Source organism: Ramlibacter tataouinensis TTB310 (assembly GCF_000215705.1).
In the GTDB taxonomy this organism is placed as follows: domain Bacteria; phylum Pseudomonadota; class Gammaproteobacteria; order Burkholderiales; family Burkholderiaceae_C; genus Ramlibacter; species Ramlibacter tataouinensis.
In genome coordinates, this window is the sequence record NC_015677.1 from 1,959,533 (window position 1) to 1,974,376 (window position 14,844).

11 protein-coding genes are annotated in these 14,844 nt (G+C 68.0%); 6 read left to right on the forward strand and 5 right to left on the reverse strand.

Features of this window, described 5'->3' with window-relative positions:
* Nucleotides 1-6: 6 nt before the first annotated feature.
* Nucleotides 7-633, reverse strand: coding sequence for a response regulator transcription factor (locus tag RTA_RS09565; protein WP_013901188.1), 627 nt, complete (start codon nt 631-633; stop codon nt 7-9).
* A complete protein-coding gene (locus RTA_RS09570; RefSeq protein ID WP_049871265.1) occupies nt 630-3,167 on the reverse strand; it encodes a PAS domain S-box protein in 2,538 nt (845 codons plus the stop codon). The genes RTA_RS09565 and RTA_RS09570 overlap by 4 nt, the downstream gene beginning before the upstream one ends.
* A 179-nt stretch (nt 3,168-3,346) precedes the next feature.
* Between RTA_RS09570 and aceE the strand changes: the two genes are divergently transcribed.
* The 4 genes from aceE to lpdA are packed head-to-tail and all read left to right on the forward strand — an operon-like array spanning nt 3,347 to nt 10,222.
* Nucleotides 3,347-6,052 carry a pyruvate dehydrogenase (acetyl-transferring), homodimeric type gene (gene aceE, locus RTA_RS09575; RefSeq protein ID WP_013901190.1) on the forward strand — a complete coding sequence of 902 codons (2,706 nt, stop codon included), beginning with the start codon at nt 3,347-3,349 and terminating at the stop codon, nt 6,050-6,052.
* Between the two features lie 57 nt (nt 6,053-6,109).
* A complete protein-coding gene (aceF, locus tag RTA_RS09580; protein WP_013901191.1) occupies nt 6,110-7,813 on the forward strand; it encodes a dihydrolipoyllysine-residue acetyltransferase in 1,704 nt (567 codons plus the stop codon).
* A 23-nt stretch (nt 7,814-7,836) separates the two neighbouring features.
* Nucleotides 7,837-8,439: an Ntn hydrolase family protein gene (locus RTA_RS09585; protein WP_013901192.1), complete on the forward strand. Its 603-nt coding sequence runs from the start codon at nt 7,837-7,839 to the stop codon at nt 8,437-8,439.
* Nucleotides 8,426-10,222, forward strand: a complete 1,797-nt coding sequence (gene lpdA / locus RTA_RS09590) for a dihydrolipoyl dehydrogenase (protein WP_013901193.1) — start codon at nt 8,426-8,428, stop codon at nt 10,220-10,222. Before RTA_RS09585 ends, lpdA begins: the two co-directional genes overlap by 14 nt.
* A gap of 35 nt (nt 10,223-10,257) precedes the next feature.
* Here lpdA and RTA_RS09595 read toward each other — a convergent pair whose 3' ends face one another.
* Nucleotides 10,258-10,878 carry a C40 family peptidase gene (locus RTA_RS09595; RefSeq protein ID WP_081466249.1) on the reverse strand — a complete coding sequence of 207 codons (621 nt, stop codon included), beginning with the start codon at nt 10,876-10,878 and terminating at the stop codon, nt 10,258-10,260.
* Between the two features lie 227 nt (nt 10,879-11,105).
* Between RTA_RS09595 and RTA_RS09600 the strand changes: the two genes are divergently transcribed.
* A complete protein-coding gene (locus RTA_RS09600; RefSeq protein ID WP_226986160.1) occupies nt 11,106-12,152 on the forward strand; it encodes a PQQ-dependent sugar dehydrogenase in 1,047 nt (348 codons plus the stop codon).
* Here RTA_RS09600 and RTA_RS09605 read toward each other — a convergent pair whose 3' ends face one another.
* Together RTA_RS09605 and RTA_RS09610 are read right to left on the reverse strand one after the other, a co-directional pair.
* A complete protein-coding gene (locus RTA_RS09605) occupies nt 12,153-12,800 on the reverse strand; it encodes a response regulator (RefSeq protein WP_013901196.1) in 648 nt (215 codons plus the stop codon).
* Between the two features lie 19 nt (nt 12,801-12,819).
* Nucleotides 12,820-13,902, reverse strand: a complete 1,083-nt coding sequence (locus RTA_RS09610; protein ID WP_013901197.1) for a hybrid sensor histidine kinase/response regulator — start codon at nt 13,900-13,902, stop codon at nt 12,820-12,822.
* Between the two features lie 181 nt (nt 13,903-14,083).
* On the opposite strand from RTA_RS09610, the gene RTA_RS09615 reads away from it, so the two are divergent.
* Entirely contained in the window at nt 14,084-14,839 is a 756-nt protein-coding gene (locus RTA_RS09615) for a GGDEF domain-containing protein (protein WP_013901198.1), read from the forward strand.
* The last annotated feature ends 5 nt before the right edge of the window (nt 14,840-14,844 follow it).

Sequence of the window (14,844 nt, forward strand, 5' to 3'; positions counted from 1 at the left end):
GGGAGTTCAGGGTTTGCCGGCGTTCTGCCCGAGCGCGATCTTGAGCAGGTCGGCCACCGTGTTGGCGTTGAGCTTTTCCATGATGTTGGCGCGGTGCGCCTCCACCGTCTTGATGCTGATGCCCAGGTCGTCGGCGATCTGCTTGTTCAGCCGGCCGGCGACGATGCGCTCGAGCACCTGCGCCTCCCGGCTGGTCAGCTTGGCCAGCAGCGCGTCGCGGCTGGCCGCGCTCTGGTACTCGGCGAACGAGCCGCGGGCGTGCTCGAGCATGCGTTCGACCAGGTTCACCAGCTCGTCCTCCTTGAACGGCTTCTGGATGAAATCCATGGCGCCCTTCTTCATGGTGTTCACCGCCATGGGCACGTCGCCATGGCCGGTGATGAAGACGATGGGCAGGGGCGACTTGCGCTCGAGCAGCTTGTCCTGCAACTCCAGGCCGGTCATGCCGGCCATGCGGATGTCGACGATCAGGCAGGCGACCTCGCGCGGGTCGTAGCGGGCCACGAAGGACTCGGCCGAGTCGAAGCAGCGCACGCGGTAGTCCTTGCCCTCGAGCAGCCACTGCACCGAGTCGCGGACGGCCTCGTCGTCGTCCACCACGTACACCGTGCCCTTCTTGGGAATAAGGCTCATGCGGTCACCCCGGCATCCTTGCCTGCTATGTTATTGGTAGCGCCGGACACAGGAATCCAGAAGGAGAACAGGCACCCGGCAACTTCCGTGCCATTGTAGATGTTCTCGGCCAGCATCCGGCCCTGGTGCGACTCGACGATGCTGCGGCACAGGCTCAGGCCAATGCCCATGCCCTCGGCCTTGGTGGAGAAGAAGGCCTCGTAGAGCCGGGCCATGACCTCGGGCGCCAGGCCCTGGCCCGAATCGCGCACCGAGAACTCCACCACCGGCTGCCCCTCCACCGACTTGGGCACCACGCGCAGCTCCACGCTGCGGCGGGCCGTGGGCCGCTGCGCGAGCTCGATCGACTCGGCCGCGTTCTTCAGCAGGTTGACCAGCACCTGCTCGATCAGGATCGGGTCCACCATCAGCTGGGGCAGTCGCGCGGCCACGTAGTGCGACAGGCGCACGTTGCGCCGGCGCAGCTCGATCTCGGCCAGCTCCACCGCTTCGGTGACCATCTGGGTCACGTCGGCCAGCTGGCGGTTGGGCTCGCTGCGCTTCACGAAGGTGCGGATGCGCTGGATGATCTGGCCGGCCCGCTGGGCCTGGCGCGCGGTCTTGTCCAGCGCGGCCAGCAGGTCCTGCTCCTGGATCTGCTTGCCCTTGATGCGCGAGACCATGCCGTTGCAGTAGTTGTTGATGGCCGTCAGCGGCTGGTTCAGCTCGTGCGCCACGCTGGAGGCCATCTCGCCCATGGTGATCAGCCGGCTGGCGGTCTGGGCCCGCTCGGCCTGGGCGGCCGCCTGTTCCTCGGCCAGGCGCCGGGCCGTGATGTCGGTGGTGATCACCATCTGCGCCAGGCGGCCGTCCACCCAGTTCAGGTAGCGCGAGCGCACCTCCAGCCACTTGCCCAGCTCGTGCACGAAGATCTCGGCATTGCCCGCCTGCACCGCCTCCAGCTGGCCTGTGGGCAGGCCGACGAAGGAATCGACCTCGTCCAGTGATTCGTCGGTGCGCGGCTGGTCCGGCACACCGGCCTGCGCCACCATCTGCAGGTGGCCGGCGGTGTTGGTGCCGAACCATTGGCGGTACAGCTTGTTGGCGAACAGCAGTTCCTCGCTGCCCAGGGGCGCCACCGACACCGAGGCGTCCAGCGCCTCCAGCACGGTGGTGAAGCGCTCGTGCGAGGCCTGCAGCTGCTCGCGGATGCGGTTGGGCTCGGTGATGTCGGTCATGGAGGTCATCCAGCCGGTCTGCCGTCCCTTGGCATCCACCAGGGGCGACATGTAAAGCCGCGCGTCGAAGCGGCTGCCGTCCTTGCGCTTGACCCGCACCTGGAAGCCGCCCGGCCGGGTGCGGCCCTGCAGCTCGTCCTCCAGGCGGTCGGCCAGCAGCTCGCGGTCCTCCTCCGGCCAGTAGGGGAAGGGCGGGGTGCGGCCGACCAGCTCGGCCTCGCTCCAGCCGGTCATCTGGCAGAAGGCGGCGTTGACGTAGGTGATGCGCCCCTGCATGTCCAGCGCGCGCATGCCGGTGAGCATGGAGTTTTCCATGGCCCGGCGGAAGTTGGTCTCGGCCACCAGCGCGCGCTGCGCCTGCAGCCGCCGGCGCGTGTGGCGCCAGTTGCCGATCAGCATCCAGGCTGTCATGGCGCTGAGCGTGCCCACCAGCCAGAACAGGCCGCTGCCGATCACGCCCAGCGAGGTGCGGTAGGCCTGGGCCCGGATCACCAGGCCATTGCCCACGGGCGAGACCGGCACCTCGTACTCGTTGGCCTGGGGCGCGGTCCAGGGCAGCCAGCTGGCGATCGGGCTGCGCACCGGCACCGTGCTGCCCGCGAGCAGCCGGCCCTTGCCGTCCAGCAGCGCCACCGCGTACTTGGCCGACACCTCGGAAGGCACGCCGTAGCGCAGCAGGCTGTCGATGGAGTACTCGCCCAGGATCACGCCGCCGAAGCGGCCCTGGTCGGTCAGCGGCACATGCAGCTGCAGCAGCCCGGCGCTGTCGGTTTCCGCCCCGGGCTGCGAGTACACCGGCTGCAGCAGGTCGCGCGCCAGGCCATACATGGACTCCGTTTCCCCCGGCCGCAGCACCTCGCCGGGGATGTGCTGCTGGTTGACCGCCACGCTGGGCGCGGCGTAGCTGGCCTTGACGCGGCGCCGCTCGTCGATCCAGGACAGCGCCTGCAGCTCCGGGTACTGGATCACCATGGACTCCGCCCGGCCCATGAACTCCTCCTCGTCCACCTCCTTGTTGGAGATGTCGCGCGCGATGCGCATCAGCTGCTCCTGGCGCTCCAGCAGGCGCAGCCGCACCCGCTGCTGCGCGTACTCGACATCGCGCTTGACCGCCTCCTGCTCGCGCTCCATCTCCTCCAGCCGCAGGTAGCCGAAGGCGGAAACGATGGCCGCCAGGAACAGCAGCACGGCGGCCAGCGGCGCCAGCATCGCGAAGCGGTCCTGGCGTCCGGGCGTCTGGCGTCGCCACCAGCGCCGCAGCCACGGGGCGGGCGGCACGGTGTCATGCAACTCCGAGGGGATGACCGAATCCTGCATACGGGTGCAAGTGTAGGTGTCTGCCCGCGCTGCTCCCACGCGTGGGAGCCTCGTCCATTGGAATTTCATATTCTGGAACGATGGCGCACTATTTGAAACAGCCAAAAAACTGTGCCACACTCGCGCCCGGGTGCGGCCAGGCCGTACTAAATTCACTCGCATCCCCCAGGAGACAAGCCATGTCAGCCCAGCCCGAGTATGTGTTCGGCGCGGCCGCCAATGACGCGGACGCCCAGGAAACCCGTGAATGGATCGACGCCCTGTCGGCCGTCATCGCCACCGAGGGCCGCCAGCGCGGCCACTATCTGCTGGAGCAGCTGCTCGAGCAAGCGCGGCAGGAAGGCATCGACCTGCCGTTCTCGGCCACCACCGGCTACGTCAACACCATCGAGCCGCAGGACGAGGAGCGCTGTCCCGGCAACCTGGAGATCGAGGAACGGCTGCGCGCCTACATGCGCTGGAACGCCATGGCCATGGTGGTCAAGGCCAACCGCCTGCACCCGGCCGACGGCGGCGACCTGGGCGGCCACATCAGTTCCTTCGCCTCGCTGGCCAACATGTTCGGGGCCGGCTTCAACCACTTCTGGCATGCCGAGAGCCCGGACCACGGCGGCGACTGCCTCTACATCCAGGGCCACAGCGCGCCCGGCATCTACGCTCGTGCGTTCCTGGAGGGCCGCATCACCGAGGAGCAGCTGCTGAACTTCCGTCAGGAGGTGGACGGCAAGGGCATCTCCAGCTATCCGCATCCCAAGCTGATGCCCGAGTTCTGGCAGTTCCCGACCGTGTCCATGGGCCTGGGGCCGCTGATGGCGATCTACCAGGCGCGCTTCCTGAAGTACCTGCACGCCCGCGGCATCGCCGACACCAGCAAGCGCAAGGTCTGGGTGTTCTGCGGCGACGGCGAGATGGACGAGGTGGAGTCGCTGGGCGCCATCGGCGTGGCCGCCCGCGAGAAGCTGGACAACCTGATCTTCGTCGTCAATTGCAACCTGCAGCGCCTGGACGGCCCGGTGCGCGGCAACGGCAAGATCATCCAGGAACTGGAAGGCGAGTTCCGCGGCGCCGGCTGGAACGTGATCAAGCTGATCTGGGGCAGCTACTGGGACCCGCTGCTGGCGCGCGACAAGGAGGGCGTGCTGCGCCAGATCATGATGCAGACGCTGGATGGCGACTACCAGGCCATGAAGGCCAACGACGGTGCCTTCGTGCGCAAGCATTTCTTCGGCCAGCACCCCAAGGCGCTGGAGATGGTGGCCAAGATGAGCGACGAGGACATCTGGCGCCTCAACCGCGGCGGTCACGACCCGCAGAAGGTCTATGCGGCCTACCACAAGGCGGTGAACCACAAGGGCCAGCCCACGGTGCTGCTGATCAAGACCGTCAAGGGCTTCGGCATGGGCAAGGCGGGCGAGGGCAAGAACATCGCCCACCAGGCCAAGAAGCTGACCGACGAGGACATCCGCGCCTTCCGCGACCGCTTCAACATCCCGATCCCCGACGAGAAGCTGCCGGAGATCCCGTTCTACAAGCCCGAGGAGCACACGCCCGAGATGCAGTACCTGCACGAGCGGCGCCGCGCCCTGGGCGGCTACCTGCCCAAGCGGCGCGTCAAGGCCGACGAGCAGCTCAAGGTGCCGGCGCTTGACGCCTTCAAGGCGGTGCTGGAGCCCACGGCGGAAGGCCGCGAGATCAGCACCACCCAGGCCTACGTGCGCTTCCTCACCGCGCTGCTGCGCGACAAGGAGCTCGGGCCGCGGGCCGTGCCCATCCTCGTGGACGAGGCCCGCACCTTCGGCATGGAAGGCCTGTTCCGCCAGATTGGCATCTACAACCCCGAAGGCCAGAAGTACACGCCGCAGGACCGCGACCAGGTCTCCTACTACAAGGAAGACCAGAAGGGCCAGATCCTGCAGGAGGGCATCAACGAGGCCGGCGGCATGGCCAGCTGGATCGCGGCGGCCACGTCGTACTCGACGAACAACCGCATCATGGTGCCGTTCTACATCTACTACTCGATGTTCGGCCTGCAGCGGGTGGGCGACCTGTGCTGGGCGGCAGGCGACATGCAGGCGCGCGGTTTCCTGCTGGGCGGCACCTCCGGGCGCACCACCCTCAACGGCGAGGGCCTGCAGCACGAGGATGGCCACAGCCAGATCCTGGCGCAGACCATCCCGAACTGCGTGAGCTACGACCCGACCTTCGCGCACGAGGTCGCCGTGATCATGCAGGACGGCCTGCGGCGCATGGTGGAAAAGCAGGAGAACGTCTTCTACTACATCACCCTGCTGAACGAGAACTACCCCATGCCCGGCCTGCAGCCCGGCACGGAGCAGCAGATCATCAAGGGCATGTACCTGTTCAAGCAGGGCGGCAAGGCCAAGGCCAGCGTCAACCTGCTGGGCTGCGGCACCATCCTGCGCGAATCCATTGCCGCCCAGGAGCTGCTGGAGAAGGACTGGGACGTGGCGGCCAACGTCTGGAGCTGTCCCAGCTTCAACGAGCTGGCGCGCGACGGCCTGGACGCCGATCGCTGGAACCTGCTGCATCCGACCGAGACGCCGCGCGTGCCCTTCGTCACGCAGCAGCTGGACAAGCACGCCGGCCCGGTGGTCGCCTCCACCGACTACATGAAGGCCTACGCCGAGCAGATCCGCCCCTTCGTCCCCAAGGGCCGCGCCTACAAGGTGCTGGGCACCGACGGCTTCGGGCGCAGCGACTTCCGCGGCAAGCTGCGCGAGCACTTCGAAGTCAACCGCCACTACATCGTGGTGGCCGCGCTCAAGGCGCTGAGCGAGGAGGGCACGGTGCCCGCGGCCAAGGTCGCCGAGGCGATCCGGAAGTACGGGATCAAGGCTGACAAGGTCAATCCGCTCTACGCCTGATCATTGCGGCGCCAGCCGCAACAAGAAAGAACACAAGAACACAGGAGAACAAGAAACATGGCGTTGATCGAAGTGAAGGTCCCCGACATCGGGGACTTCGACGAGGTCGCGGTCATCGAACTGCTGGTCAAGCCCGGCGACAGCGTCAAGCCCGAGCAGTCGCTCGTCACCGTCGAGTCCGACAAGGCCTCGATGGAGATCCCCTCGTCGGCCGCCGGCGTGGTCAAGGAGCTCAAGGTCAAGCTCGGCGACAAGGTGGCCGAGGGCAGCGTGCTGCTGATGCTGGAAAGCGAGGGCGCCGGTGTCTCTTCGCCTCCCGCCCCGGGGGATGGCAGGGTGGGGGCGCCAGCGGCGGCCAGCACGCCAGCCGCTGCGCCTTCAAGCGCTGCAGCGCCTCCACCCCAACCCTCCCCCGGTGGGGGAGGGAGCGTCGAAGTACGGGTGCCGGACATCGGCGACTTCAAGGATGTCGCGGTCATCGAGCTGCTGGTCAAGCCCGGCGACAGCGTCAAGCCCGAACAGTCGCTGATCACCGTCGAATCGGACAAGGCGTCGATGGAAATCCCGTCGAGCGCCGGCGGCGTGCTCAGGGACCTGAAGGTCAAGCTGGGGGACAAGGTCAACATCGGCGACCTGATCGCGGTGCTGGAGGGGACGGGCGCCGCGGCCCCGAGCCCCTCACCCCAATCCGCTTCCCCGCGGGCAGAGGGGGCCAGTCCCGCGCTGGCCGCCGCCCCGGTCGGCTCCTACGGCACGCCCGCCGCCACCCCGGCCGAGCGGGCCCTGCCCACCGCCTCGCTGCCGCCGCACGAACCCAGCGCGCCCACGGGCAACCTGCCGCACGCTTCGCCTTCGGTGCGCAAGTTCGCCCGCGAGCTGGGCGTGCCGCTGGAGCAGGTCAAGGGCACGGGTCCCAAGGGCCGCATCACGCAGGAAGACGTCCAGGCTTTCACCAAGGCGGTGATGAAGGGCGAGGCGTCCACCAAGGCCGCGGCCGCCAAGGCGCCTGCCGGCGGTGGTGGCGAGGCCCTGGGCCTGCTGCCCTGGCCCAAGGTCGATTTCACCAAGTTCGGCCCGGTCGAACGCAAGGACCTCTCGCGCATCAAGAAGATCAGCGGCGCCAACCTGCACCGCAACTGGGTGATGATCCCCCACGTCACCAACCATGACGATGCCGACATCACCGAGCTGGAAGCCTTCCGCGTCCAGCTCAACAAGGAAAACGAGAAGTCGGGCGTCAAAGTCACGATGCTGGCCTTCCTGATCAAGGCCTGCGTGGCGGCGCTGAAGAAATTCCCCGAGTTCAACAGCTCGCTGGATGGCGAGCAGCTGGTCCTCAAGCAGTATTTCCACATCGCCTTCGCCGCCGACACGCCCAATGGATTGGTCGTGCCGGTGATCAAGGACGCCGACAAGAAGGGCATCTTCCAGATCAGCCAGGAAATGGGCGAACTGGCCAAGAAAGCCCGTGACGGCAAGCTCGGCCCGGCCGACATGCAGGGCGCCTGCTTCACCATCTCCTCGCTGGGAGGCATAGGCGGGCGTTACTTCACGCCCATCATCAACGCACCGGAAGTCGCTATCCTTGGCGTTTGCAGAAGCCAGACCGAACCGGTCTGGGACGGCAAGCAGTTCCAGCCCCGCCTGATGCTGCCGCTGTCGCTGTCGTGGGACCATCGCGTGATCGATGGCGCCGCGGCCGCCCGTTTCAACGCCTACCTGGGGCAGATCCTGGCGGACTTCCGCCGTGTCCTGCTTTAGAAGAAGAACAGCAACCCTTCCGTATGACGACAGTTGTAGTGGTGAGAAAAGCCGGACAGATCGCCATTGCCGCCGACACCCTGGTCACCTTTGGCGACACCCGGCTGGCCCACCGGTTCGAGGACAACACCAAGATTTTCAAGGTCGATACCGACGCCGGCCCCAGCTACATCGGCATGGCCGGCACCGTGGCGCACTTCCCGGTGCTGCGCAAGGCACTGAGCTCCATGCCGCGCGAGATCCTTCAACTGGGCAGCAAGGACGAGGTGTTCGACACCTTCACCAAGCTGCATCCGTACCTCAAGGACAACTTCTTCCTGCAGACCAAGGAGGAGGACAGCGATCCCTACGAGTCCAGCCAGTTCAGCGTGGTGATCGCCAACGCCAGCGGCATCTACGGCCTGTACAGCTACCGCGAGGTGTTCGAGTTCAAGGAGTTCTGGGGCATAGGCTCGGGCCGCAGCTTCGCGCTGGGCGCCATGCATGCCCTGTACGGCAAGGCCAAGACCGCCCGCGAGGTCGCCGAGGCCGGCATCGCCGCCGGCTGCGAGTTCGACCGCAACTCGGCGGCGCCCTGCGATGTGTTCACCCTCAAGGCCAAGGAGCCCGCCGATGGCGGTCGTTGAAGTGCAGGTGCCCGACATCGGCGATTTCGCCGAGGTCGCGGTGATTGAACTGCTGGTCGCGCCCGGCGACCGCATCCAGGCCGAGCAGTCGCTGGTCACTGTGGAAAGCGACAAGGCCTCCATGGAGATCCCCTCCAGCCACGCCGGGGTGGTGAAGGATCTCAAGGTCAAGCTGGGCGACAAGGTGTCCAAGGGCACCGTGCTGCTGACCTTGGAGGCGGACGGTGCTGCTTCCGCGCCCGCGCCCGCGCCGGCACCCGCTGCGGCGCAAAAGCCCACCGCTGCCCCTCCCGCGGCCGCACCGGCCGCCAGCTACGCCGGCGCCGCCGACCTGGAATGCGACATGCTGGTCCTGGGCGCCGGTCCCGGGGGCTATTCGGCTGCTTTCCGCGCCGCCGACCTGGGCATGAAGGTGGTCCTGGTCGAACGCTACGCCACGCTGGGCGGCGTGTGCCTGAACGTGGGCTGCATCCCGTCCAAGGCGCTGCTGCACGTGGCGGCGGTGATGGACGAAGTCAGCCATTTCGAGTCGCTGGGCGTGAGCTTCGGCAAGCCAACGCTGGACCTTGCCAGGCTGCGGGCGCACAAGGCCAAGGTGGTGGGCAAGCTCACCGGCGGCCTGGGCGCGATGGCCAAGATGCGCAAGGTCACCGTGGTCCGCGGCCTGGGCCAGTTCCTGGACCCGCACCACCTGGAGGTGGCCGAGACCAGCGGCGAGGGCCAGCAGGCCACGGGCAAGAAGCAGACCGTGCGCTTCAGGAACGCCATCATCGCGGCGGGCTCGCAGGCCGTGCGCCTGCCCTTCATGCCGCAGGACCCGCGGGTGGTGGATTCCACCGGCGCGCTGGGCCTGGCGGCCGTGCCCAAGCGCATGCTCATCCTGGGCGGCGGCATCATCGGGCTGGAGATGGGCACGGTGTATTCCACGCTGGGGGCGCGCCTGGACGTGGTCGAGATGCTCGACGGGCTGATGCAGGGCGCCGACCGCGACCTGGTGCGCGTGTGGCAGAAGATGAACGCGCCGCGCTTCGACAACATCATGCTCAAGACCAGGACCGTGGGGGCCGAGGCCACGAAGGACGGCATCCTGGTGCGCTTCGAGGGCGAGCAGGCACCCAAGGAGCCGCAGCTGTACGACCTGGTGCTGCAGGCCGTGGGCCGCAGCGCGAACGGCAAGAAGATAGGCGCCGAGAAGGCCGGCGTGGCGGTGAGCGACCGCGGTTTCATCCCGGTGGACGTGCAGATGCGTACCAACGTGCCGCACATCTTCGCCATCGGCGACATCGTGGGCCAGCCCATGCTGGCGCACAAGGCGGTGCACGAGGGGCACGTGGCGGCAGAGGTCGCGGCCGGCGAGATGCTGGAAGACGACACGTTGCGTCGCGCGGTGTTCGACGCACGGGTGATCCCCAGCGTGGCCTATACCGACCCCGAGGTCGCCTGGGTCGGCATCACCGAGGACCAGGCCAAGGCCCAGGGCATCGCCGTCAAGAAGGGCCATTTCCCGTGGACCGCCTCGGGCCGCGCCATCGCCAACAACCGCGACGAGGGTTTCACCAAGCTGCTGTTCGACGCCCAGACGCATCGCATCCTGGGGGGCGGCATCGTGGGCACGCATGCGGGCGACATGATCGGCGAGATCGCGCTGGCCATCGAGATGGGCGCGGACGAGGTGGACATCGGCAAGACCATCCACCCGCATCCCACGCTGGGCGAGAGCATCGGCATGGCCGCCGAGGTTGCCCATGGCACCTGCACGGACGTGCCGCCGCCGCGGCGCTGAACAGCCTACAGCTGGACGAAACGCGCGCGCGCCGTTCAGGGGTTCATGGTGACGCCGGGCGGCAACCCGGGCGCTGCCGCGGCGGCCGTCCTTGCAGGCTTGGCCCTCCGGGCGCGTAGCGGGCTGGCCGTCGGTGTCATGGCCACCCGGCGGGCGCCATCGAAGCGGCTCTGCCAGTAGCTCATGCCCATGTCCTCCACCCGTACCCGGGCACCGGACCTGGGCGAATGGATGAACTTGTTGTCGCCGACGTAGATGCCGACGTGGCTGAAAGCCCGCCTCAGCGTGTTGAAGAACACCAGGTCGCCCGGCTGCAGGTCCCTGCGGTCGATGACCTGCGTGGCGGCGGCCTGCTCGTCGGCCCGGCGGGGCAGCACCAGTCCCAGGGTCTGCGCGTAGATGGCCTTCACGAAACCGCTGCAGTCGAAGCCCGTTTCGCCCGAGTTGCCTCCGCGCCGGTAGGGAACGCCCAGGAAACCCTGGGCCGTGGCCACCACGTCCGAAGGGCGATCTCCCCGGGCTGGATGGCCCGGGTGCTCCATCCGGTTCACCAGCCCCTTATCGGTCATGAAATCGGCCATGTCGTCCTCAGGGACGGCTGCCAGCGCCGGCAGGCCGGCCGTCGCCATGAGGAAGGTGCAAAGCCATCGGGACATGTGGCGAGGTTACGGACGAGGTTGGGTCAAGTCAACCAGGGCGGCCTGCGTAACCCATTGATTCAACAACGATGATGCGCCGCCGACACGCCCGCTGAGGATGCGGTTCTGCGCACAATGGACCGATCCACGTTCTGGAGAACACGATGGCTTGGTGGACCCCCTTGTGGCAGCGCGCCGGCGCGACCCTGGCGTTGGGACTGGCGTTTTCCGCGGCGGCACAGGAGATGCGCACGCAGGCCGTGGCCACCGGCCTCGAACATCCCTGGGCCGTGGCCTTCCTGCCCGACGGCCGGTTCCTGGTGACGGAACGGCCTGGCCGCGTGCGCGTGATCGAGCCCGACGGCACGCTGGGCGCCCCCCTGGGCGGCGTGCCCGAGGTGGTGGCAGGCGGGCAGGGCGGGCTGCTGGACCTGGTGCTGGATTCGGACTTCGCGCGCAACCGGACGGTGTATTTCTGCTTTTCCGAACCCGGCGGCGGGAGCAACAGCACCGCCTTGGCCAGCGCGCGCCTGAGCGACGACCGCTCGCGGCTGGAGAAAACGCGCGTCATCTTCAGCCAGAAACCCAAGGTCGCCAGCAACCTGCACTTCGGCTGCCGCATCGCGCAGGCGCGCGATGGCACGCTGTTCCTGACGCTGGGCGATCGTTTCCACCGCATGCAGGACGCCCAGAAGCTGGACAACCACCACGGCAAGGTGGTGCGGCTGAACAAGGATGGCTCGCCGGCCCAGGGCAATCCCTTCATCGGCCGCTCCGGCGCGCTGCCGGAAATCTGGAGCTATGGCCACCGCAACCCGCAGGGCGCGGTGTTGGGGACGGACGGCAGGCTGTGGCTGCACGAGCACGGTCCCCAGGGCGGCGACGAGATCAACCTGCCGCAGGCCGGGCGCAACTACGGATGGCCGGTCATCACCCATGGCGAGAACTACGGCGGCGGCAAGCTGGGCGAGGGCACGGCCCGCGCAGGCATGGAGCAGCCGCTGCATTACTGGGTGCCGTCGATTGCCCCTTCCGGCATGGCGGTGCTGACCAGCGACCGCTACGGGGAGGCTGCCCGGGGCGACCTGTTCCTCGGCTCACTCAAGTTCGGACACGTGGCCCGGCTGGAAGTCGAAGGCGGCAAGGTCGTGCGTGAGCACAAGCTGGCCGTTCCCGGCGAGCGCATCCGCGATGTCCGCCAGGGCCCGGACGGGCTGCTGTACCTGCTGACCGACAGCCCGCGCGGGCGACTGCTGCGACTGCCGGCCCAGCCGCTGGCGGGTGCGTCGTGATCAGGGCTTGATCAGGCCCTTGCGCACGGCGTAGCGGGTGAGGCTGGCGATGTCGTTCAGCCGCAGCCGCTCCATGATGCGGGCGCGGTGCACGTCCACCGTCTTGGGCGACAGGCCCAGCTCGAAGGCGATCTCCTTGGAGGCGCGGCCCTGGGCGATCAGCCGCAGGATCTCGACCTGGCGGTGCGTCAGCTCGTCGTCCACCGTGGGTTCGGAAGGCTGAAGCAGCCGCTGGGCGATGGCCGGGCTGAAGTAGCTGCCGGTGGCCATGACGCTGCGCAGCGCCTGCTCCAGCTCGAACGGCGGGGCGTCCTTCATCAGGTAGCCGCAGGCGCCGTTGGCGACCGCGCGCTTGACGAAGTCGACGGTGTCGTACATCGACAGCACCAGCAGCCGCACCTCCGGCTGCCTGGAGTGGATCTCGGCGATCGCCGCGATGCCGTCCATGCCGGGCATGGAGATGTCGGTCATCACGACGTCGGGCTTGAGGCTTTCGACCAGGGTGACCAGTTCCTGGCCATGCCGGGCCTCGGCGATGACCTGCACGCCGGCGATCATGGTCAGCAGGGCCTTGATGCCCGAGCGCACCAGGTCATGGTCGTCGGCCAGCACCACGCGGATGGAGGGAAGGGCGTCGTTGGTGTTCATGGTTGAACTGCTCGCTTTCCTAGAGCACGGCCCGGATGGCAACACCGGCCCCCGGACACGTGCGGATGTGGAGCCGGCCGCCGGCCAGCTCGGTCCTTTCGATCATGCCGTACAGCCCGACATTGTGTTCGCTGGGCTGTCCTGTCAGCAGTGCTGCCTTGTCGAAACCCACACCGTCGTCCAGCACCAGCAACCCGATGCGGCCCTGCGGCAGGAAGCGCAGCCGCACCCATACCTGCGACGCATTGGCGTGGCGCACGATGTTGTTCAGCGCCTCCTGCACCAGCCGCACGGCCACGGAAGCCGTTTCGCCCAGCACCTGCGGCTCCTGGCCGCGTGCCGTGACCGCGAAAGCCAGCCCCGCGGGCTCGGCGAAGCGCTGCACCGCCGTCTGCACGGTAGCGACCAGGCCCAGCAGGTCCAGCTGCGGTGGACGCAACGAGAAGGACAGGGTCTTGAGCTGCTCGACCGCGCCCTGCGCCATGTCCATGGCGGTATCGGCATGCCGGCGGGCATCGCCGGCTTCGGCGGCACGTTGGGCGGCATGCAGGTGGATGACAACGCCGGTGAGGGTCTGCCCCAGCTGGTCGTGCAGCTCGCGCGAGATCAGGGTCCGCTCGCGTTCCTGCGCCACCACCAAGCGGGCCGAGAGCTTCTTCAGGCGCCGGTAAGCCGCTTCCAGCTCCCGGCCGAGCCGCTCCTGCTCCTGCACGCGGTGCCGCTCGGCCATCACCCGGTCGATGATCTGGGGCAGGGTGCCCAGCTTGTCCTTGGTGACGTAGTCCTTGGCACCGCAGCGCAGCACGTGCACCGCCGCCTCCTCGCCGATCGCTCGCGTCACCACCAGCAAGGGCGTGTGGCACCGCCGCGCCACCAGGATCTGCAGCGCCGCATAGGGCGAGAAGCGCGGCATGTTGAAGTCGCACAGGATCGCGTCGAAGTCGCGCTGCAGGGCTTCGACGAAGGCTCCCGGGTCATCGACGCGGTGCAGCTCGTAGCGCCGCTCGGGATCGGAGCGCTCCAGCGCCAGTTCCATCAGCTCGACGTCGTCCGGGTTGTCCTCCACGCACAGCAGGCGGATCAGGTCGTGGTCGGGAGGCATGTCGGAGCGAACAGCGGGTGCTGGGAGTGTAACGGCCGGTGTCCAGTAGCCCGAGCCGCTGCGTTCGGGGGCGCCTAAGGCTTTTCCTTAATCCCAGGCTCGGCAACCACTTAGTTTCCGAATGTAAAGCTGTGGCCTGATCACCCCATACCAAAGAAACCGGCTTTCAGTGAGGACACCCATGATGCAGGACTTCGCACCGACCTCGGTCCAGGACCCCCTGGGCCGCTGGACCGGCACACCGCCGCAAACGGCGGCGGGCCGCAGTCCGTGGGTGCTGCGGCTGGCACGGTGGCTGCGCGCATCCTCGGCCCGGCGGGACGAGGTGAAGGCGGCCCATGTCGATCCCTGCACCGGATTGCTCAACCGCGCCGGCCTGCTGACCCTGGGCGACCGGCTGCTGGGGGATTGCCGGCGCCGCGGGCGGCCGTTCGCCGTCGCGGTGTTCGACTGCCATGACCTGCTGGAAGTCAACGAGCTGTATGGCCGCCGCGTGAGCCACCAGCTGATGGAGCGGCTGGCGGCGAGGATGGACCGGCTGGCGGGCGTGCGTGGTCTGGCGGCACGCACCGGACCGGCGCAGTTCGCGGTGGCGCTGCCCGGCCTGGACCGCGAGGGCGCCCTGCAGGCGATCCGGCGCGTGCTGGGCGAATCGCCATGCATCGAGCTCGAGCAGCGCGGGGACGAGATCGTCCTGGTGCCCGACTTCATGGTGGACATCGCCGGTTCCGAGGCCGGCACGGCCGAACGGCTGTACCGCAAGCTGTGCGCCGAACTCGCGCGCATGCAGGAATTCCAGCAGCGTCGCTGCAGCTACATGCGGCGCCAGCGCGAGCGGCATTCGAGGCCCATGGACATCTCATCGGCCGCCAACGACACCGAGTTCGGCTCCAGCCGGCCCGCCGCGGACACCATACCCATGGTGGCTGCGCGCTGAGCGCA

Coding starts and splice junctions, on each gene's coding strand:
- RTA_RS09600 (WP_226986160.1), top strand. CDS start 11,106: ATGCGCACGCAGGCCGTGGCCACCGGCCTCGAACATCCCTGGGCCGTG.
- aceE (WP_013901190.1), top strand. CDS start 3,347: ATGTCAGCCCAGCCCGAGTATGTGTTCGGCGCGGCCGCCAATGACGCG.
- RTA_RS09615 (WP_013901198.1), top strand. CDS start 14,084: ATGATGCAGGACTTCGCACCGACCTCGGTCCAGGACCCCCTGGGCCGC.
- RTA_RS09595 (WP_081466249.1), bottom strand. CDS start 10,878: ATGTCCCGATGGCTTTGCACCTTCCTCATGGCGACGGCCGGCCTGCCG.
- RTA_RS09570 (WP_049871265.1), bottom strand. CDS start 3,167: ATGCAGGATTCGGTCATCCCCTCGGAGTTGCATGACACCGTGCCGCCC.
- aceF (WP_013901191.1), top strand. CDS start 6,110: ATGGCGTTGATCGAAGTGAAGGTCCCCGACATCGGGGACTTCGACGAG.
- lpdA (WP_013901193.1), top strand. CDS start 8,426: ATGGCGGTCGTTGAAGTGCAGGTGCCCGACATCGGCGATTTCGCCGAG.
- RTA_RS09605 (WP_013901196.1), bottom strand. CDS start 12,800: ATGAACACCAACGACGCCCTTCCCTCCATCCGCGTGGTGCTGGCCGAC.
- RTA_RS09565 (WP_013901188.1), bottom strand. CDS start 633: ATGAGCCTTATTCCCAAGAAGGGCACGGTGTACGTGGTGGACGACGAC.
- RTA_RS09610 (WP_013901197.1), bottom strand. CDS start 13,902: ATGCCTCCCGACCACGACCTGATCCGCCTGCTGTGCGTGGAGGACAAC.
- RTA_RS09585 (WP_013901192.1), top strand. CDS start 7,837: ATGACGACAGTTGTAGTGGTGAGAAAAGCCGGACAGATCGCCATTGCC.